18 protein-coding genes are annotated in these 18,870 nt (G+C 53.4%); 10 read left to right on the top strand and 8 right to left on the bottom strand.

Annotated features, from left to right (window positions below; all coding sequences use genetic code 11):
* Positions 1–186 precede the first annotated feature (186 nt).
* Positions 187–1,806, bottom strand: coding sequence for an MBL fold metallo-hydrolase (locus D7325_RS17450; protein ID WP_120997730.1), 1,620 nt, complete (start codon positions 1,804–1,806; stop codon positions 187–189).
* A gap of 151 nt (positions 1,807–1,957) precedes the next feature.
* Entirely contained in the window at positions 1,958–2,086 is a 129-nt protein-coding gene (locus tag D7325_RS19385) for a hypothetical protein (RefSeq protein ID WP_276203955.1), read from the bottom strand.
* A 543-nt stretch (positions 2,087–2,629) separates the two neighbouring features.
* On the opposite strand from D7325_RS19385, the gene D7325_RS19330 reads away from it, so the two are divergent.
* The gene (locus D7325_RS19330; protein ID WP_245962110.1) at positions 2,630–2,887 is read left to right on the top strand and encodes a hypothetical protein; all 258 of its coding nucleotides are present in this window, start codon (positions 2,630–2,632) and stop codon (positions 2,885–2,887) included.
* A gap of 96 nt (positions 2,888–2,983) precedes the next feature.
* Here the strand turns inward: D7325_RS19330 and D7325_RS17440 are convergent, their stop codons facing one another.
* From D7325_RS17440 to D7325_RS17425, 4 genes are all read right to left on the bottom strand, one after another.
* The gene (locus tag D7325_RS17440) at positions 2,984–4,090 is read right to left on the bottom strand and encodes a phage integrase Arm DNA-binding domain-containing protein (protein WP_245962109.1); all 1,107 of its coding nucleotides are present in this window, start codon (positions 4,088–4,090) and stop codon (positions 2,984–2,986) included.
* Positions 4,090–4,308, bottom strand: a complete 219-nt coding sequence (locus D7325_RS17435) for a hypothetical protein (protein ID WP_120997728.1) — start codon at positions 4,306–4,308, stop codon at positions 4,090–4,092. Before D7325_RS17435 ends, D7325_RS17440 begins: the two co-directional genes overlap by 1 nt.
* Complete coding sequence (locus D7325_RS17430) at positions 4,277–4,495, bottom strand: helix-turn-helix transcriptional regulator (protein ID WP_239060840.1); 219 nt, start codon at positions 4,493–4,495, stop codon at positions 4,277–4,279. Before D7325_RS17430 ends, D7325_RS17435 begins: the two co-directional genes overlap by 32 nt.
* Positions 4,496–4,572: 77 nt before the next feature.
* Entirely contained in the window at positions 4,573–5,325 is a 753-nt protein-coding gene (locus tag D7325_RS17425; protein WP_120997727.1) for a helix-turn-helix domain-containing protein, read from the bottom strand.
* Positions 5,326–6,223: 898 nt separating this feature from the next.
* On the opposite strand from D7325_RS17425, the gene D7325_RS17420 reads away from it, so the two are divergent.
* The 5 genes from D7325_RS17420 to D7325_RS17400 all read left to right on the top strand — a co-directional run bounded on the left by D7325_RS17420 (position 6,224) and on the right by D7325_RS17400 (position 9,033).
* Positions 6,224–7,054 (top strand): pentapeptide repeat-containing protein, encoded by an 831-nt coding sequence (locus D7325_RS17420; RefSeq protein WP_120997726.1) that lies wholly within the window; start codon positions 6,224–6,226, stop codon positions 7,052–7,054.
* Positions 7,055–7,245: 191 nt separating this feature from the next.
* A complete protein-coding gene (locus tag D7325_RS17415; RefSeq protein WP_120997725.1) occupies positions 7,246–7,650 on the top strand; it encodes a DUF6957 family protein in 405 nt (134 codons plus the stop codon).
* Positions 7,650–7,964 (top strand): hypothetical protein, encoded by a 315-nt coding sequence (locus tag D7325_RS19325; RefSeq protein ID WP_120997724.1) that lies wholly within the window; start codon positions 7,650–7,652, stop codon positions 7,962–7,964. The genes D7325_RS17415 and D7325_RS19325 overlap by 1 nt, the downstream gene beginning before the upstream one ends.
* A 198-nt stretch (positions 7,965–8,162) precedes the next feature.
* Positions 8,163–8,531: a hypothetical protein gene (locus tag D7325_RS17405; protein ID WP_120997723.1), complete on the top strand. Its 369-nt coding sequence runs from the start codon at positions 8,163–8,165 to the stop codon at positions 8,529–8,531.
* A 67-nt stretch (positions 8,532–8,598) separates the two neighbouring features.
* Positions 8,599–9,033 carry a hypothetical protein gene (locus D7325_RS17400; protein WP_120997722.1) on the top strand — a complete coding sequence of 145 codons (435 nt, stop codon included), beginning with the start codon at positions 8,599–8,601 and terminating at the stop codon, positions 9,031–9,033.
* 38 nt (positions 9,034–9,071) lie between these two features.
* On the opposite strand, the gene D7325_RS17395 is transcribed toward D7325_RS17400, so the two are convergent.
* Positions 9,072–10,436, bottom strand: a complete 1,365-nt coding sequence (locus D7325_RS17395; RefSeq protein ID WP_120997721.1) for an Arm DNA-binding domain-containing protein — start codon at positions 10,434–10,436, stop codon at positions 9,072–9,074.
* A 775-nt stretch (positions 10,437–11,211) separates the two neighbouring features.
* Positions 11,212–11,979 carry a hypothetical protein gene (locus D7325_RS19145; RefSeq protein WP_162988069.1) on the bottom strand — a complete coding sequence of 256 codons (768 nt, stop codon included), beginning with the start codon at positions 11,977–11,979 and terminating at the stop codon, positions 11,212–11,214.
* A 1,399-nt stretch (positions 11,980–13,378) separates the two neighbouring features.
* Here D7325_RS19145 and D7325_RS17385 point away from each other — a divergent pair.
* The 4 genes from D7325_RS17385 to brxC are packed head-to-tail and all read left to right on the top strand — an operon-like array spanning position 13,379 to position 18,868.
* A complete protein-coding gene (locus tag D7325_RS17385; RefSeq protein WP_120997818.1) occupies positions 13,379–13,879 on the top strand; it encodes a BrxE family protein in 501 nt (166 codons plus the stop codon).
* Positions 13,876–14,661, top strand: coding sequence for a BrxA family protein (locus tag D7325_RS17380; protein WP_120997719.1), 786 nt, complete (start codon positions 13,876–13,878; stop codon positions 14,659–14,661). The genes D7325_RS17385 and D7325_RS17380 overlap by 4 nt, the downstream gene beginning before the upstream one ends.
* Positions 14,642–15,214 (top strand): BREX protein BrxB domain-containing protein, encoded by a 573-nt coding sequence (locus D7325_RS17375; RefSeq protein ID WP_120997718.1) that lies wholly within the window; start codon positions 14,642–14,644, stop codon positions 15,212–15,214. Before D7325_RS17380 ends, D7325_RS17375 begins: the two co-directional genes overlap by 20 nt.
* 15 nt (positions 15,215–15,229) lie before the next feature.
* Positions 15,230–18,868: a BREX system P-loop protein BrxC gene (brxC, locus tag D7325_RS17370; protein WP_120997717.1), complete on the top strand. Its 3,639-nt coding sequence runs from the start codon at positions 15,230–15,232 to the stop codon at positions 18,866–18,868.
* Positions 18,869–18,870 lie beyond the last annotated feature (2 nt).

Raw genomic sequence — 18,870 nt, 5'->3', positions numbered from 1 at the left:
ACAAATTATGCCAGGCCACTATCAATGTCCGCCTGTGGCTGGCTGGCTGGGGGGGGGCGGGTGCAAATGAGGGTAATTTCGACGTTGGAAGGAGCTGCAACCGGCAGTCCCACCAGCAATCTGGCCGAGGAATCGTTAGATTTGCAGAACGGTGGAATCGTGAAATCGAAGGTTATCCTGCTTGTCCTAGCTATCGCTGAGAAGCTCGACCTGCCGTCTTAGAACCTCAATCTCATTAAGCAATGCTTGTTCGACGCAGCTCTGCTCAATCACTTCACCAGTATCCAGGTTAAGCCAGCGGGCGTCAGCAATTCTTATTTCTTTGATCTGACGATCATTTCCTCTTCTATCCTCCCCACGCATCTGAACGGCTTTGCGAAGTTCGTACTTACTTTCCGGGCTTCCATGATTGATCAATACCGTCGCGGCTTTGTTACAGCCAAAACCATCGGTACGAAACAGGAAATCCAGTAGCATCTGTTGATCGGCATGGGCGGAGTAGTACGGTGACATATCAATCACCTCTGCCAGATGAGATGCAAGGCTATCCATGGGCACAGGAGATGCTGTAGCGCGCTGCATCAGTTCAGCACCTTTACTGCCGACAGACTGGTAGCCAGTGAGGATCACAGTATTACGGGGATCGTTACCCCAGCGCTCTAGATAGCTAACCACCGGCCCGTTGTCGCACATGCCGGCGCTAGCGATCACGATATCAGCGTCAAAGTTGGAGGGTTGCTTGGGCTTTGTCATGCTCAGGTAGCTTCCATCGTCTGCTTTGAAACGGCCATGTTCTACCAGCTGCTGCAACATGGTTTGAATCTCATCGGCATGCATGGCCAGTGATTCACATAGTTCAGCATTCAGATATTTGAACTTGCCATTAGGGGACTTGCTGCAAAGATGTTTTGCATACACCTGAGTAACCGCATGGCCTAGTGGCGCATGAACATTAGCCGTGATCGGTCGATCATTACCGCAATCCCCGAGCGCTTGCCTGCTAGCGGGTAGGCTAACTTTCATCCAGTGCAGAACGTCCGTCAGTAATTCTTGAGCGCGGTGCAGGGAGAAGGTCGGTATCAGAACCTTGCCGCCCTTAACGAACAGGGTGTGGGCGATAACTTCTGCCAGGCGTGCCAAACGCAGTTGGGAATCCTGATGCTCATGCGCTCGCACTCGGCCGCCGTAAGTGGACTCAACAACGATGTAATCCGTATCGGCAAACGGATGTTGGCCGCTCTTCATCAGGGGCAGGTAGGCGTTCTCATCCGTCTGACAACCCACGTCACCGCTGAAGCAGATGGTGCGATTACTATCATTCGTCTTCCAGCCAATGCTGATCAAGCAGGCGCCCAAGATGTGGCTGCTGCGCAGGTAGGCCATCCAAATACCTTCGGCCAATCGGATGCTGCGGCCCCACTTGAAACCGAGATCATCATCCAGAACGCTCCAGCGAATCTGCTTCACCTCGTGCTCAGTAAACATGCCGCTTACCCGTGCTGCGTCCAGCAACATCAGTTCTGTGAGTTCGCGGGTCGCACGGGTGGCATATACCAAGCCAGTAAAACCCTCACGTACCAGTCGGGGCAGCAGGCCACAGTGATCGATGTGGGCATGAGTGAGTAGCACATATTTGAGTCGCGCAGCCTGGAAGGGAAACGCTTGGCTATTGGCGCATTCCTCGCGCTCCGTACCCTGATGCATGCCGCAGTCCACCAGAAACTGAGTGTCAGAGTCGGTGTGATGCAGCCAGGTGCACGAGCCGCTGACGCCCTCGATTGCGCCTACGAATTTGATTTTCAACATGACCTTTCCCTTTCCTGGGCGACAGCAGGCGCTGCTCTTGGGCAATCAGCCGAGCTGTCAGTAGTAAGTTTTTTTCGGGTGTTATGAAACGCGCTAGGTCTAGTCGATTATCGACTCCATAACGGCTGCCAGCGGGACGCCTCGAGGCGTCTCATTGATCCTCGTCGGAACGGTCTTCCCAGTCTTCCGGGCGCTCGTCATAGCCACGCGACTGCCAGTACGCATCGTTGTTTTCATTCAGTTGGTTTGCATGGTTGTCGCGGTCGCTTTTATCGCTCATTGTGATTTTCCTCTAGGAGTCAGCCTGTCTAAGGCCTGCGGTGAAGACGGGCTCAGTATTTGTTCGCTGCTGGTGGCTGCGATAGGGAACTGACGAGGAAATTTTTCTGCTGAGGCGATAAAGGCTTACCACTGCGAGGATCAGATGTATCACCGACCGATTTATGATGAAGTCATGAGCCGGGCATCTCGCTTGGCCAGTGACTGCCATCCAATGGTGGCGGAGCGTCACGTTGATACGCTGGCTCGTTACGCCCGGGTGACCTCTGCGTGCGATGCCCTTGAGTCTTTTCTCGGCGCTCGCCCCCGAATGGATGACGACGTGTTCGCTCTGCTATCGCAACGTCGAGCACAGATCGCCGATTTGATCGCGGGGGCTAACCTTGACGCCTACGAGCAGGAGCTGCCTTCTGGCTTGTACTTAGCAATACCGTTTTTCCCGCGGTGCTCGGACAAGCAACCGGTATGGCTGGTGAATCGAACAGCGAAGCCCATCACCTATATCAGTCGATAAGTGTATGCGTATGCGAGCACAGATGATGCTGTGGATGAGTATCAGGCAGCGGGCTCTGCGTTCAAGGATGGGATTGCAGTTTCTGCCGTGATTGCGCCGGGCGATAGATTGCAGATCGATGAGTACTCAATGAGCTTCGACGGTGACTTCGTCAACAATCGCCGGATTGTTCTCAACATTGATGGCGAGCGCCGCGAATGGTTTGCCAGTATCTCGAAGCTTGGCGGCTACCTCTGGGATGAGGAGCTCCATGGGTTTCATGCGCTGAAAGACGTCACCGACGACTAACCGAGCTGGAGCGAGAGCTGGCGCCGAAGGAAAGCCGAAGTTGTGCTGCTCAACATGTATCTTGGCAGTGACAGCTAAGTAGAAGCGGCATGCGGCTTAGTCGTCTGTGAACTCGCTAATGTCGAGATCGGGAGAAACTTCAACCCATTCGGCGAACTCGTGGCCCTTGAGGTAGTTCAAGGTCATATCAGGGCTGGCATGGCCGGCAATCTTCTGTGCATCTTTGCCCGCCATTTGGTACATCTTCAATGACGTACCGCGAATTTCATGCAAACCCGGCATCTCTTTTGCGCCGTATTGTGGGTAGCACCGTGCGGCATCCCGGGCTTTTTTGAATTCGGTGCTCAGATAGTGTCCAGTGATCTGAGTGGGATGCTCTTTGTTGGCATATTCGCGCTTGCGATCTGGTTTTCTATGGATCAGAAAAGGTGAGTCCACATCATCCCGACACTGATCGATCACTTTCTGAAACGCTGGAGTGATCTCCAGCTTTAACCAGGCAGAGTCGGTTTGATCGCCTGTTTTCTGCTGGATAAGGTACATGTAGCCATCTTTGATTCCATCGAAACGGAGATTCAGTAGGTCGCAGCGGCGTTGCGAAATGACCAGTGCCAGGTCGATGGCGTTCTTAAGCCACTGCGGGGCATGCTCGCGGATTGCCTTGATGCCTTCCTTTGTATGGCGTTTACGTTGCTTGTCCTCGCTCCTTTTCATGGTTTTGGCAGCTACGTTGGTCTCTAAGAGGCCTCGTGCAACTGCATGGTTAAAGAGATCGATGAGAGTGGCGCGTGTCTGGTTGCTAGCGCGCGGCGAGAACGCGTCCAGAAAATCACTGATTTGCTTCAGCGTGATCATGTTTAGGGGTTTATCACCTAGAGCATTACCAATCTGACGATGTCGGATTTTATAGAGATCGAGCGTCGCTGTTTTGAGCTTTTTCTCTGGTAGAACCTTCTCACGATAGTCATCAATGAACTGTCGTAGTGTGAGGGTGTGCTCCGCCATCACTGCCTCGATCAAATCTCTGCTGACCATCAGCTTAGCATTGAGAATTTGTGCGCTTTTGATGGCTTTCTGGCGATCATGCCCAAATTTGTGCCATTTGTTTTTAATTGTATCCTTATAGCGATAGCTCTTTGTGTCCTTGCTGTAGTACAAATTCAAGGGGAGGTCACGATTTGCTTTTTTACGGGGACGAGACATCAATACCTACCCGCAAGTACTTGCTCGACAAACATGTCAGCGGTTTGCAATTGGTACTGGTTCCAGTCGACGTACCAATTACCCACTACCTGTTTGCCCGGCAGCTTGCAGTTGAGTAAATGGTTGCGGATAGATTGGCGACTTAAGGGTGTACCATTCTCTCCCCATACCCGCTTCTGAAATTCTTTAATGCTGATGAGCTCTTGATGAGTGCTCATGGTCTTTCTCCTGGACAACCTCTTCGTCATCGAGTTGAAGGCTTACCCATCGCTCGATCTCTTTGCTGCACCACCCTACTGAGCCGCCACCTATTCGCCGGCTCAGAGGGAATCGTCCTTGGCTCATCCACAAGTAAACGGTGCTACGTGCTATCCCGCACACGTGGATCACCTCTTTGATTCGCATTATTCGGCGCATTAGCTATAAAACCTTATTTGAACAATGTACGTTATATCGTAAAAGCGATAATTTGAGGCGAAAAATCAAAACCTCTGAAGTCGACTAGCGATGACCCCTACTACGCGCATGCTCGCATCCAAAGGAAGCAGCTCTTCCTCGCCGGCGTTTATCGCGAAAAACAGGAACTGCCCACTTGGTGTGTCCATGACGCGGCCTAGCAGAATGGCGTCATCAGAGCGTACGACCACAACGTCTCGCCCAGTCAAAACTGGAGCGTCGGGCTCAATCAGCAGAAAATCATCTTCGCGCAAATTTGGAATGTGGAAGTTTCGTGTAGCCCGGAGCAGAAAGGCGCGCGAGCTGTGCGGGAAGGGCCACTGAAAACGGCGCTGTTGTTCCAAATGTTGTTTGTAAGCCGTATCGGGATCAAGTAGAGAGCGAGCTGTCCAGGCCAGAAGCTTTAGGCCAATCGAAGTCTCTGTATTTTTAGGAACGGTGCTGGATTCCCAATATGCCGCGCTCTGCTCACCGGGAACGGCGCTCTTGAGCATCCGCTGCACGCTCTGATCGGCCGCCGACGGTATCTGATGCAAATTGCCGCGAAGCAGCCCCATGATCTGTTCGTGATTTTGGCCACTGTCGAGCCATTCGGCAGGCACGTCCAACGCTTTCGCGAGGCTCACAAGGCTGCGCGAGCCTTTGTTTCGCCCTGCTTCTAGGGACGCCAGGCTCGACTGCGCAATGCCGGCACGATCAGCTAGTTCTTGCTGAGTCAGACTGCGGTACTTTCGCGCGCAAGCGACTCGCTTGCCGACGCTATCGAGACTGAAATCCATGGCGGGTTCCTTGTTGACGTGCGACGGATCGTAAGGAGCTCTGGCCTGTTTGTCAACGCTAATACGATAATTTATTAGCGCAAAAACGATTTTATGGGTCTTGCGATCTGGGTATGAAGGCTCCGTGTGAGCCGCGCGGTCATCGACTAGGTGGGTGGCGGATCCGGTGTCGAAAGATGCATCCGTCCTGACCACGGCGAGCGGGCGTGCTTGATGAATGCCAGCACTTGATCTTGAAAGCACAATAACGCGTTCGATGGCGAGGCCGGAGGGGTAGCGGCGAGCCGGCGGCGGATGCGCAACAAAGTGATTGAGTCGCCTCGCACGGTTTCTTCAGACCAACCCGAGCTCCTCAGCCCTCCGTGAGCACTGCAAAAGCTGAATCAGAGAAGCGCTACGACCGAAGGCGGTAGCAAGACTCCTCAAGGTTCCCCATCAGTCACTGGATAGAGGTGCCTTTGAACTGCTTCCGCTAGATCATCAAGGGCGTCCCTGAGTCGCATGTCCTCACGAGGATCGCCGCTTTGAGGTTGGAACGTACACGCATGTCTCAGCAATGCTTCGGCGTAGTTGGTACTCAAATCGAAGGTAATCATCTCAGCTCCTGGTTCTCGTTGCGCTTTGATAGCTTGGGTAGCACGTGATCCCGCGCTCAGTTTCTACGCTTAGCCTTTGTCAAGGTTGGTCAGGGGCGATGACTGTCCAACCAGCAATACACCAGGCTCGCAGTTTAGATTGTAGTTTTTCTATCTGTCACGCTTCCTCTGGCATCTTGTCAATAAAGGTTAATTATAAATAACCGCTCTTCGGCTAATTGTGTCTTTGCCATAAAAAGTGCTTGACGTCTAACTGTCTCGCTCCGATTATTCACGCACTTTGAATTGGTCGGAGACGACAAATGGCGAGTCGGCTGGTTGGTCTGATGGCTTTAAGGTTAGAAGCTGCCAAGCTTAGTCGGTCTATAGGGCTAGGCCATAAGTCTCCTATTGAGATAAACAGTAAGGAAGGCTTCGTTTCCGGTTGCATTCTTAGCCAAGACCAACTCCTTGAGCTGATCGCCCAACAATGGGGATTCGACAGTTATGACCATTTTCTTATAAATCAGGAAAATCTGGCGGCGTACATTGACCTCAATCTTAAAGCGGGGATATGGCATACTTTCCGCTCTGTTCAACCTTCTATACAAGCGTACTTGCGCTGCATTGAGGCGATTGAAGAAGCCTTAAACACTGGAATTCCCCTTGCGGTAGCCGCACAACTTAAAAGTGCCGACTTCGATGGTTTTGAGTTCAGTGACGCACTCGCGTGGCGGTTTGGTGCGCGGCTGCTCAGGGCTAACATTAGCTTCGCTGGCTTGAGAGCCCATGGCGCGCTGGTCTCGGGCCTGTGGGCCAGCTCTGTGAGCAGCTTCGTTAGCGCTGACTTTCGCGAGGCCAAGTTCTATTCGTCCGACGATACAGGGGTGGTCGCGCCTGGGATTCGGCTTGGCCAGATCGACTTCGGGGGCGCTAATCTTGAGCGAACAGATCTTCGGTGCTCCTATTTTTCGCACTGCTCATTTCTAGGTGCCTCCATGACCGGAGCTGATCTTAGGTACTGCCATCTCACGTCATCATATTTTGACAGCGAAGCTAAGCCGTTGATTGATGACATTAAGCGGGGCCGCTTTAACGAGCAGTGGATCTTTAGCCCTGACCAACCTGATCGGCTTGTCGCCTGTCCGGCCTAGGTACTAATAGTGGTTTAGGGTTAATAACTATAAACCGCCTACTCGATCTTCAAGCTATATATAGATAACAGTCAGAACTGACATTCATTGGGACACAGATTATTCATCCTTGGGACAGGTTCACCGGGGCAGAGAAGTTTCGCCAAAATTCTGCCCCGTTAGATGTTGATGGTTCAGTGAGGGAAGAAGATATGGACGATTTAAAGAAAGTATCTCATTTGCTATACGCCCCGGGTGAGGTAATGCCTGGCATCGAGATGTCGTTGGCAGAGGCGTGCGCTCGCGGTTCAGCGGCTGCGTTGTTTGATGAGATGCCGTTCTGTGTTGTGCGTGACTGGATCTGGATCGATCTCATCGTGCCTGACTCGATTCGAGAAACGCTACAGGCGTCCGGGCAACAGCCCGCGATGGTGTATGCCGGCCGCGTGTTGTACGACAGTGCCCATCGTTTCGATGAGGGTGACTGGGTACGAACATCGCAACTGGTTGAGTTTGTTGACGGGTGCATTTTCAGAACGCGCAATACCCGTTATGTGCTTGCTGGCCCGGGGGTTCGCAAAAGCGCTGAGCTCACAACGGTGTTGAGGATTTTCTGATGCTCAGTCCGATATTGGGGAGCATGGACGTACCAGACAACCGGCACCCTGATGTGCCATGCGACATCTGTGGTACCTCCACGCGGGTGCCTGGGTACGGTGAGCAGTTCGGTGTGCTGCAAGCGCACTGGGGATATGGCGCACGCCATGACGGGGAGCGTTACCGCGTCCGAATGTGTGAGACCTGCTTCTTCATGACCTTGGCGTACCTGCGGCAGGAGCGGCGCATACACCATTTATTCGACGACACACAGCAGCATGACGACTGTGAGTTTGGGCGTATTGCTCGCGACGACTACTGGTTGGACAGCTAGCCGTTAGTGGCCCCAGATGCTTTCCACGCACAAGCGAGTCCTGTCATGCGTATTCATCTCCCGTCAGATTTGCATCTTGAAGGGAGCGCCCTTTACTGGCCGGTTTCACGCACGCCGATGTGGTCATCCTGGCGGGCGAAACCCTCGTGGTTATCCAGGTGAAGAAACTGGATTCAATCCTGGCCTGGAGCTGACGATATGAAGATGCCAAACCCAACCAAGGACGAGCCTATAGCAGCCAAGCTGCGACGTGCCCTGAATACGTCCTTCGGTCGCCCGGTGACAGCTTATCTGAGCGACTGTTATTTCCTTGCTGGATGCGGCCTCGGCATCACTTACGGCCATGCTCGAAAGGATATGCATGGGCGATTCGCGGACGGTCATAGGATTCGAACCTCGCAAGTAGTCGAGGCGCACCGCTACGGAGAGTTTTGGCTGCTGCACACGTATAGCGGTAGTTTGTATGTCGTGGTGACATTTCGAGAGGAGGGCGGTCTTGAGTCGCTTTATACGATGCTGACGATTCTTCTGAACGGCATTCATTCAGCTCCCCCGTCCCTTCACTGATGCTGATGTAGGGCCATCAGCGCCGGTCGGTTTCATCCAAGCTCATGTCTTATTTTTTGGTGGGAAGATGCAGTCGCTCATCTCGTTTGAGGTCGGTAGTCCAACGCTTTTATCCCGGTGGGAGGCGAACAAAATATTCGCTGCTGACGTGCGCGCGTACGATCAGCAAAGGTTGGTCAGGAGGGCGAGGGTTTTGTTCCTGGTTGCCGAGGGTGTGGCGTCGGTGTTGGGGAGCCACTTGGAGAATGTACGCAACGCCAAGCTCCCTGCGTCGCAAAAAGGCTTTGTCGAGTGGCTGCGAGAGGAGAATGATCGTTACAACGCAGGCCATGGGATCACAGCCTTCATGTACGAGGGGCATCAGTACAGGTATTTGAGCTACGTAACTTCTGCATTCATCGCGAAGCTGGATCCGGCACTCAAGATGGGCGTCAGTTACCTCGACAATGACACCGGCCAACAGGTTTGTGTCGCTTTGGATCCGCTTCCAGTAACACCATAGCGCTCAAGCTGCCGGAAGCGGCTGCCTCGCACGGCTACTCATGCCACGTGAGCGCGCCGGGCCTCTACTTCCGCATTGGGCTGGGTGCGGTGTTTGTCCCACTTGTCGCTTAAGGCCTTGTCGAGTGCCATCACAGCAGAGGAGGCGGCATCCATCTCGCTCGGCATCCATTTTCCGTAATGATTCCTGAGCATTTGATCGTCAGTATGGCCCAGCTGCCTGATTATCCATTGGGGCTCTGCAAAGTGAGAAAGCGCCCGGCTCGCGAACGTATGCCGGCTTTGATTGAATCCTCGGTATCTGACGCCAGCTTTTGCAGTGTGTTTTTTGAACCATCGATCCAGCGCAGACGGGCTCCAGGGCATATCTGTTCGTGGATTGCGAAAGAGCAGGCGCACCTGTTCCTTGCCGATGGTGAGGTTGTCCAGGTGAGTGACTTCTACTTCCTCAATCGGTGCATGTTGCGCATCAGTTAGAATCTGACGAAGCAGATCGACTGCCGGATCCAGAATGTCGATTTCTCGGGCTCTCGACAAAACCTTCGGTGCTTTGTGTTCGCCTTGCACGAACGCTCGGCGGACTGAGATTTTCCTGCGCGGTAGGTCGATGTCCTCGACTGCTAATGCGATTAGTTCCGAGCGCGACAGTCCGAGCCAGCAGTTACACACCACCATCCGGGCTGATGCCATGTTTTGCGGATCGGCCCAAAGGAGCTTCTGCATCTCGTCGAGATCAAACGGATCAGCAATGCTTTTGGCCTCTATGCGATGGTTGGTGATGCCATCAGCCCGGTTGGAGAGGGTGATGTCGTTCCTCCTGGCATCCTCCCAAACTCCTCGAACGACGGTCAGAACGTCGTTTGCTGATTTTGGCGATAAGCCAGCGGGGTTCGCTCTACTTCGTACCAGCTGGTTCCTGAACTGCTGTAGCTCCTGAGTCGTAACGTCCGCCAGGCGCCGATCTCCGAATCTCTGAAGGACATGCCTTGCGCGGCTTCGGTAATTGATAGCCGTACTTTTCGATTTGCCTGACGATTGCGTCATCAACCAAGCCTCGACCCCTTCGGCTACGGTCATATAACGGATGTTTTCATGAGCGTGCTCGGTGGAAACTGCCTGCTCCTGCCCAACCTCCATCGCAAGCAGCTGCTTGGCCGTGATGGAGTCAGGAAAGCGTCTTGAATAGTCGAAACGTCCTTCTGCAATCGCATCGACCACCTGCTGGCGTAAGCGCGCTGCCATCGCGATGCTCAGCTCATCAAACTGACCGCGCTCGACGACCTCACGACACCGTTTTCCGCGATACATGAAATTGATCCTTAGCGACCTTCCATGGCGTTCGACGCCCGGTGGAAGCGGTGAGGGGGTAATCGTTTGGGTGGTTTGCAGGGCGGAAACGCTCATGGGATCAATGCTCCGTTCATGTGATGTGCAAAGCGCGGTTCCTCCGTGCTGTGCTGGTGGTTCGAGTCAGAGTGATTAATATCGTTAAAACGATACCATGCGAAACGCGTGTTGACAATGATCGCCAATGTGATAATTTGAGCGTGATGGCTCTGACGCCTTAACGGATTGGTACGCCCTGCTGGATAGACAGTGGAGGTCGTGAAATGGAAGCAATTGGGAAGTTAAGTGCGATAGGTATGTATACCCATCGCTATTTATGTTCGCTAATCGCTATAGGCACGGCCTTCGACAATTCCTATTCAGATAATGAGGTTGACCATGTGTGTTCATGTTTCCGCTGTAGATGAAGCAATCGCCGCGAATGACGTCCAAGAGAGCGGTTATGACGTGCTGATTGAGAAAATTAAAAAATGTGCACTTGAGTATATCGCTAGACGTGTTCGGCGAACCCACCCACAGGGGTACTTCGACTCAGCCAAGCGGTTCACGTTGTCTAATCGTCACGACTGTTGTACCGGAATACGCACTCCCTCTAGGTCGTTTCCGTTTTCAGAGATGACACATGGCAGAAGCTTGCCCCATATAGCTCACGAGTTTGGTCTAGAAAAACATATTTCTATAATTCGCAGAGCTACAAATCGCTTGGAGAAGGATGGCATGAGTGCAGCTGATGACTTCCTTAGATCCAAACCCGTCAAAAGAAAACTGATAGAGGGCGAGCTGTGTAACTAAGGATTAAATAGGTTAATGCCTGGTGCTTCTGCGCCAGGCTTTATCGTTCCAGCTCAGTATCCGTAGATCCTTTTCTAAGCGCTTGGCTAACAGTGATATTCTTAATGGCTTCGAGAAACACAAAAGACTTCTCGTTATCAGTGAGTTCCTTTTTCCTCATTACCTCAATAACCTTGCAGACGACATCGTTTATCTTTGTCTGCTGATGAGTCAGTGCAAGGACTCCCTGAGCCGGCCAATGCGGCGCAATCATGAAAAACAAAGCGAACAAATGACGTTCGTTGATGGGTACTGACCTTTTTGGTAGCAGAGTTTTTATATGCTGCCACGCATTGACTTGGTCTTCGCTGAGTTTTTTGTTTCCCTCATATGTGTCCATTGCTTCATAGGCGAATCGATAAATCTTTCCAGAAACGATTTCGACATTCTTTCGAACGGCAGCGCTAGCATATGCATGCTGAGCGGTGGTATTGCCAACTATCGCATCAAGACGGTAATTAATTATTTGTGCGGCTAGTGAGCTAGGGCGAAGGATGCTTGCGGCTGTTTGTTTGGCATCAGCCTGATGAATAAAGTCATCCAAAAATCTTTCCGGAATGCACTTTAAGAAACTGACTGGGGCATAGCTCAGTGCTGGATCTTTATCGGGCATGAAAACAATGCGCGCATGCCAAGCCTGAATTAAGGCCTCCTTGCTTTCCTGGCTTAGGTTAAACAGGCTGGTGATGCTTTCTACCTCATGAAGAGGTTCGTTCTTGTCGTAATGAAAGTGGCACGTTGTTCCGTTTATCAGATAATGATAGCGCATTTTTTATCCTTATTATTTTTATAATGTATATATGGTGAGCTATACGTTTCTACTTTGTCAATCGGTTAGAGGCTTGCCGTATATTGAAAGTTACTTATATTCAGTTTTGGGTTTATATCAGTCATTTGATATGGATAAGCCCAGGCGGCTCTGTGCAGAGCGCTGCTCTGCTAATGGGGGAAGCTCCCATATTAGTTGGCCTTCAGCTGCACAGAGGCCTTAGTATCGGATCGAGATGACCGTGCTGCGTATCTAGCCTAGGAGGCATGCACTGAGAGCAGCCTGCAACTTCAGTTGTGCCGTAAGCCGCGTCCGAAATTGTGCCTGGAGATCATTTTGTCCTCGGGCGCGATGTCTTTTATTGGGGCTGGCGTGAAGCTGAGTTTCACCGTGTGCAGCGAATACCTAAGAAGATGCTCTGCGCTTAAAGTCGATTGGGAGCGGGTGGCAGTGGCAGCTGGACGCGAAGATTTGTCTTTTTAAGCCAGTCGGAACCGAAAATAAACACGAATTGAAGTGCAGCGTCGTTTTGGCTAGATACATTCGTAACATCCTGATTTTAAAAGGAAAGTAACGCCCTTATGAGTATTGACTATTTGCCAATAGCGACCGTTCGTCGGAACGTCAAAGCGGAGGGGGTTGAAAAAAAATTTCCGCGACGGATCTTTATATTTGAGGACAAAAAAAAGCTGGTGATTTACTGGCAGTGGTTTGCTTCAGGTAAACGAAGATCTATCGGCTTCGGTCATTGCCATCTATCGAAAAGCTAAAGAGCTTGTGTCGCCTGCAACGCCGCCTCCTAGGGATCGTCTTTTTTGCAGCCGAACGGCTGCGGCTTAAGATTTGAACTCAAAAGCTGATAATGAATTTTAAAAAAACCTTGAAGCTTGTGCGGGTTTGTGTTCCACAAACCCGCACAAGCTTCAACCATCGCTCGCATTGAGGCGTCAGTTCGCTACTGCAATTCTTTCTAAACGCGTCATGTCAATAGTTATGAATTGGCATGAGACTAAGTGTGGGGCACCATTATTACGCGCCTGATTTCTGATGGATTCGGAAATTAATTCATCCAAACCTCTAGGGTGCGGCCTTTCTCAAATAAAGCAAAAGCACGCTAATTATCCAGCTTAGGAAGCGATGAATTGCGCTTTCAGCGCTGGCCTGAAGAGGTTTCGTGCTTTCGCGGGCGTCTGCCGACAAGCAAGACGCTGCCGCGACAAAAGAGCCCTGGGCTGCAAGCGTTCACAAAGGTTACCTGTATGTGCATACACGGTGGATGTGTAGTGCGCCTTTACATAACATTCTGGCCGCAATGCGGGTTTGTAAGCAGATTTCTGCCCCCCGGCGTGTGATAGACACTATGATTTGCGCTTTTGCGCAGCATGATGAGTTCACAGCGATGATCAAGGACGCACAAACCATTGCCGAGCTGCGAGTGCTCGTCGGTTACCTCGGTGAGCAGCAGCCAGCCTGGTGGCCGAGCCAGTTCTTTAGCCCTACCGCCGCAGCTTTCCTTGGGCCAGTTTTCGCCCGTTCAACCTCTCTCGCCCAGTACCAGGGCGTGACTGCTGCTGCTGCCCGTAAGCATGAGGAGCACATCGGTGAGGGGCGAACATTCCATTTGTTCAGGCTCCCGGAAATTTTCGAGCAGTCAGCTGCTGGGGTTTTCTCAGATGAAGCCTTCGAGTCTAGAGTCCGTTCATTGGTCGCTAGTCGCGATCAAGCAGTAGCTCGCCTTGGAGAGCTTACAGGCGACTCTGGTAACGCCACTGAAGGGCCGGTGGTTGTCGGTGATTTGACTGATGAGCTGAGCGATGCGCTGAAGTCATGCGCCGCGCTGTATCTAGATGCTTTTAACAAAGATATCCAGTGCTTCCCATTCTTGCGGGAGGCGCAGTGAGCGCAGTGCGTTATTACACCACCCAGCTCCAAGCAGGGTTGGGGCTTATTGAAGAAACGCGCTTGCTGCTGGGGCTCTATGAGCCTGGTATGAGCACGAGCGAGTTGTCGGACAAGGCACTAGCTTCCGGTCTTTTCCCTCTGGTTTCGGCGCGTCGACTGCACAATATTGTCAGCGAGTGTTTTGCGCCGCGCTTTATGCGAACGCCGGGTACTGCTGGCGCGCTTAAGACACTGGCAGCCAGTCTGGCGCGTCAAGAATTCAGCCAGCTCCTGTTCCTGCACACCGCGCGCGCCAACCTGATTCTGGACGACTTCGTCCGTAAGCAATACTGGCAGCACTACAGCGCCGGTCGAGACAGCCTGACCTTGGACGAAGCGCGAGAGTTCGTGCTGACAGGTGTGCGCGAGGGTAAGACTCAGAAGTCTTGGTCTGACACCACCATCAAGCGGATCTCCTCCTATCTGATGGGCTGCTGCGCTGACTACCAATTGCTATCGGCCAATACTCGGGGGCCTCGTCGGATTCTGCCATTTCGCATCCTGCCCAAAGTGGCTGCCTATCTAGCCTACGATCTCAAGTTTCAGGGGTTGGGTGACAACCAGATTGTTGGCCACAGCGATTGGCAATTGTTTGGCCTTGAGCGTGAAGACGTGCGTGAAGAATTCAAGCGCCTCTCGCTGCAAGGCTTTCTGATCATGCAGTCCGCTGCCGACGTTACTCATATCAGCTGGACGCACAAGCACATGGACGAGGTGATCGATGTCCTCACTCAAGGCTGACTTTAATGAGCTGATCGAGCGCATCCGCCAGGGGCGCGAGTTCGGTCACGCCAGTTTCGAGCCGATTTTCTATCTGGTGTTTCACCCGGAGCAGATCCTGGAAGTGAAGCGCCAGCAGCCGGCTTGGGAGGCGCGTCTGCGCAACGAGGGCTGGGATGTACACACCTTTTCCATCGCAGAGGAAATTGCTGACATTCTCGGCAAAGCGCCGCTGCGCAAGATCTGGCTGGCAGCAGACCAGCGTGCCCCACAGGCCTGGGAAAAGACCAATGCCTCCCTGGCCAACGCAATAGCAAACGGCGCGCTTCAGGATCGCCTGGAAGCCAGGCTAACCACTCTCGAAGGTAAGCCCAAGGCCATCTTGTTGGTCTCCGATTTAGAAGCCCTGCATCCCTTCATGCGCATCGGTGTGATTGAGGGGAAGCTGCAAGGCAAATTCCACGTGCCCACCGTGTTTTTCTATCCGGGTGTGCGCACTGGTAAAACCCGTCTGAAGTTCCTCGGTTTTTATCCCGAGGACGGTAACTACCGCTCGGTACATGTCGGCGGCTAAGGAATAGAGGCAAGTATGGAAATCAAACAGCTTTTCGATCCCAGCAAAGACATCTACCGCAGCATCGAAAAGGTCATCACCTATGGCGTCTCTCAGGAGGCACGTCTCAAGGCCGAGATCGCCGAGTATGTGGTGACTGACAGCATCGATGAGCAATTCAACAAGCTGCTGCTCAAGATGCAGGCTGCCATGGATGCTGGCGGTGAGAACGAGGTGGGGGTATGGGTTTCTGGCTTCTACGGCTCGGGTAAGAGCTCGCTGACCAAATACCTTGGTCTGGCTTTCGATGACAGCATCAAGATCGATGGCGTCCCGTTCATTCAGCACCTGCAAGACCGCCTGAAGAAGACCACCACTCGCCAGCTGCTTAGTACTGTCGCCAAGCGCTTCCCGGCGGCTGTCCTGATGCTTGACCTGGCCAGTGAGCAGGTGGCTGGGGCCACCATGGAAGAGGTCTCCACTGTCCTCTATTACAAGGTGCTGCAATGGGCTGGCTACTCACGCAACCTCAAGGTCGCGTCGTTGGAGCGCAGACTGAAGAAAGAGGGGCGTTATCAGGAGTTCCTCGACCTGTTCAAGGACATGGCCGGGGGCGAGGAGTGGCACAACTACCGCAATGACGAGTTGGTCGTGGACAGCCTGGTTCCAGCCCTGGCTCACCAGCTTTACCCGAACCTGTTCAAGACTGAGAACTCGTTCAGCACCGAAGCCAGCGAGGTCATTCGCTTCGAGAATGACCGTGTCCAAGAGATGCTGGAAATTGCTCGCGAAGCATCGGGCAAGGATTACATCGTCTTCATCATCGACGAAGTGGGTCAGTACGTCGGCTCGCGTCCCAACCTCATTCTCAACCTTGATGGCTTGGCCAAGAATCTCAAGGCATTGGGCGACGGCAAGGTCTGGATCATCGGTACTGCGCAGCAGACCCTGACTGAAGACGATCCGCGCGCTTCACTTAACTCGCCGCAGCTGTTCAAGCTCAAAGACCGTTTCCCGATCCAGATCGATCTGGAAGCTAACGACATCAAAGAGATTTGCTACACGCGTCTTCTGGGTAAGTCTCCACAAGGTGCTGCCGAGTTAGGGGCGCTGTTCGATCAGCATGGTCAGGCACTGCGTCATCACACCAAGCTAGAGGATGCTCGTGCATACGGTACGGATTTCGACAAGGCCACTTTCACCAACCTCTATCCCTTCCTACCTGCGCACTTCGACATCCTGCTTCACCTCTTGGGCGCACTGGCTCGCTCTACGGGTGGTATCGGCCTGCGCTCAGCAATTAAAGTAATCCAGGATGTGCTTGTCGAGCCAGGCGAGGGCAAGACTCCGATTGCCGATCAGCCAGTGGGCTGGCTCGCTACCACCGTGACCCTCTACGACGCTCTGGAAAAAGATATTCAGCGCGCTTTCGCCACCATCCACAAGGCAGTCGATAGCGTCTGCAAGATCCGTTTCAGCCACTCGCCAATCCACCAGAACATCGCCAAGACCGTTGGTGTTCTGCAAATTCTCGGTAACCTGCCGATCACTCGGCAAAACGTCAGTAGCCTGATGCATGACAGCATCGCCTCACCTAGCCAGGCGGAAGCGATCAAGCAGGCAGTTGAGGAGCTGATTACCGATTCCATCGTACCGTTTGGCGAGCAGGATGGTTTCCTGCGTTTCTTCAGCGAGAAGCTGAACGATATCGAGCAAGAGCGCAGTCAGATTCCGCTGCGAGCCGTTGAGCTCAAGCGCCTTGCCAACAATGCCCTGACGGCTGCTTACAATCCGCTGCCGAGCACTCAGCTACATGGCTCACTGGCCGTGCAAACCGGCCTTAAGGCGCAGACCCAAGGCGGTATGCCGGTGGCGTTGGCTGGTGATCGCAACACCATCCAGACCATCGTCGAGCTGGTTGATCCCAAGGACTACGACACCACCCGCACCCGCCTGGTTGATGAGTCGCGACACAAGCAGGCGCAGTACCAGATTTTCCTGGTTGGCCGTACCACTCCGGAAATTGATGATCTGACTGCGGAGATATATCGCTGTAAAGAGATCGCCAACAAATACCGCACCGATCCCGACCAGGAGATCAAGGAGTACTGCAACGGCCAGTCGGATCGTGCCAACCGTCTGACTGCCGAATTGGAGCGCCTGATCAAACGCAGTTTGCTGCAAGGCTCATTCATCTTCCGCGGTCAAATCAACGCGGTGGAAAATTTGGGCAGTGAGCTTGTAGATGCTGCACGCAAGCATTTGGGCGAAGTTGCTGAGCAGGTTTTCGACCGTTACGGCGAAGCTCCTGTGCGGGCGGCCACTGAGCTTGCTGAGAAATTTCTGCGAGCTGGCAGCCTTACCGCTATTTCAACGCCAATCGATCCGCTCGGCTTGGTGCAGGTCAACGCCGGCAAGGCGAGTATCCGCACCGACCATAAGGCGCTGGTCAGCATTCGAGATCATATCGACCGCCTGGGTGTCGTTGAGGGCAAGAGCCTGAGCGACAGATTTGCCGATGCGCCGTTCGGCTGGTCGCAGGACACGCTGCGCTACCTGCTTGCTGCTTTGCTGCTGGCGGGGGAAGTCAAACTGAAAGTGGGTGGGCGCGAAGTCACCGTGAATGGCCAGCAGGCTATTGACGCTTTGAAGACCAACAACACCTTCAAGAGCGTCGGTGTCTCCCTGCGCGAGGACAAGCCTTCCATGGAGATGCTCGCTCTGGCCTCAACCAGGCTGACCGAGCTTTGTGGTGACTTGGTCGTGCCCCTTGAGGATGCCATCAGTAAGGCGACCACCAAGTTGTTCCCCAACCTGCAACAGCGCTATGCGCCCCTGGCAGAAAAGCTCAAAAGCCTAGGTCTGCCAGGTGTAGATCGGCTGGGCAGCTTGAGTCGCGATATCGCTGATGTGTTGCTCACGGATGCCTCTGATGCGCCCCAACGGCTGGGTAAGCAGGACTCGGCACTTTACGAAAACCTGAGATGGGCTGCCGAGGTACGCAATAGTCTTGAGCAGGGGCTTGAGCAGACCCTGCGTGACTTGCTCCAGCATCGCAGCGCCATCGAAGGGCTGCCGCAAACTGATATTCCTGCACAGTTGAAGGATGAACTGGCCGAGCCCTTTGCTCAGCTAGAGCAGCGTTTGCAACAGCTGGACTTCCACTGCCACTCAGCCGACTTCAACACCCGCCTGACCCACCTACGTGCCCAAGTAAGTACAGCCGCTACCTCCATGCAGTCGGCGCAGGCCGAGCGTCTGAAAGAGGCGGAAGTCGATTTGCAGCGCGTACCTGAGTGGGTCGAGTTGACCCTGCAAGAGCAGCAGGAACTGCTTGGCAAGCTGGAGGGATTGATTCTCCAGGTGCAGCCGAATATCGCTGGCCTGCAAGCACTGGTCAATCGCGACTACGAGATTCACAACCAGGTGCAACAGCTCAAGCAGCGTATCGAGCGCTTGGGGCGCGAGCGCCTGCAAGAGCGGATAAAGTCCGAGCAGCAGGAAAAGGAGCAGGAGGGTGCTCCAGAAGCCAAGACCATTACTCGCAGCTTCAAGGCCCGTGCCCGCATCACCTCGCTGTCCGACTTGGACGCCATGATCCAGGCGCTGCAAAAGCTCAAGAGCGAACTGAAGTTTGCCCACGCCTTTGAGCTGGATGTGCAGGTGGAGGAGTAAAC

It is taken from the genome of Stutzerimonas urumqiensis (assembly GCF_003640395.1).
GTDB lineage: Bacteria > Pseudomonadota > Gammaproteobacteria > Pseudomonadales > Pseudomonadaceae > Stutzerimonas > Stutzerimonas urumqiensis.
This window is presented reverse-complemented; position numbering and strand designations above follow the sequence as displayed.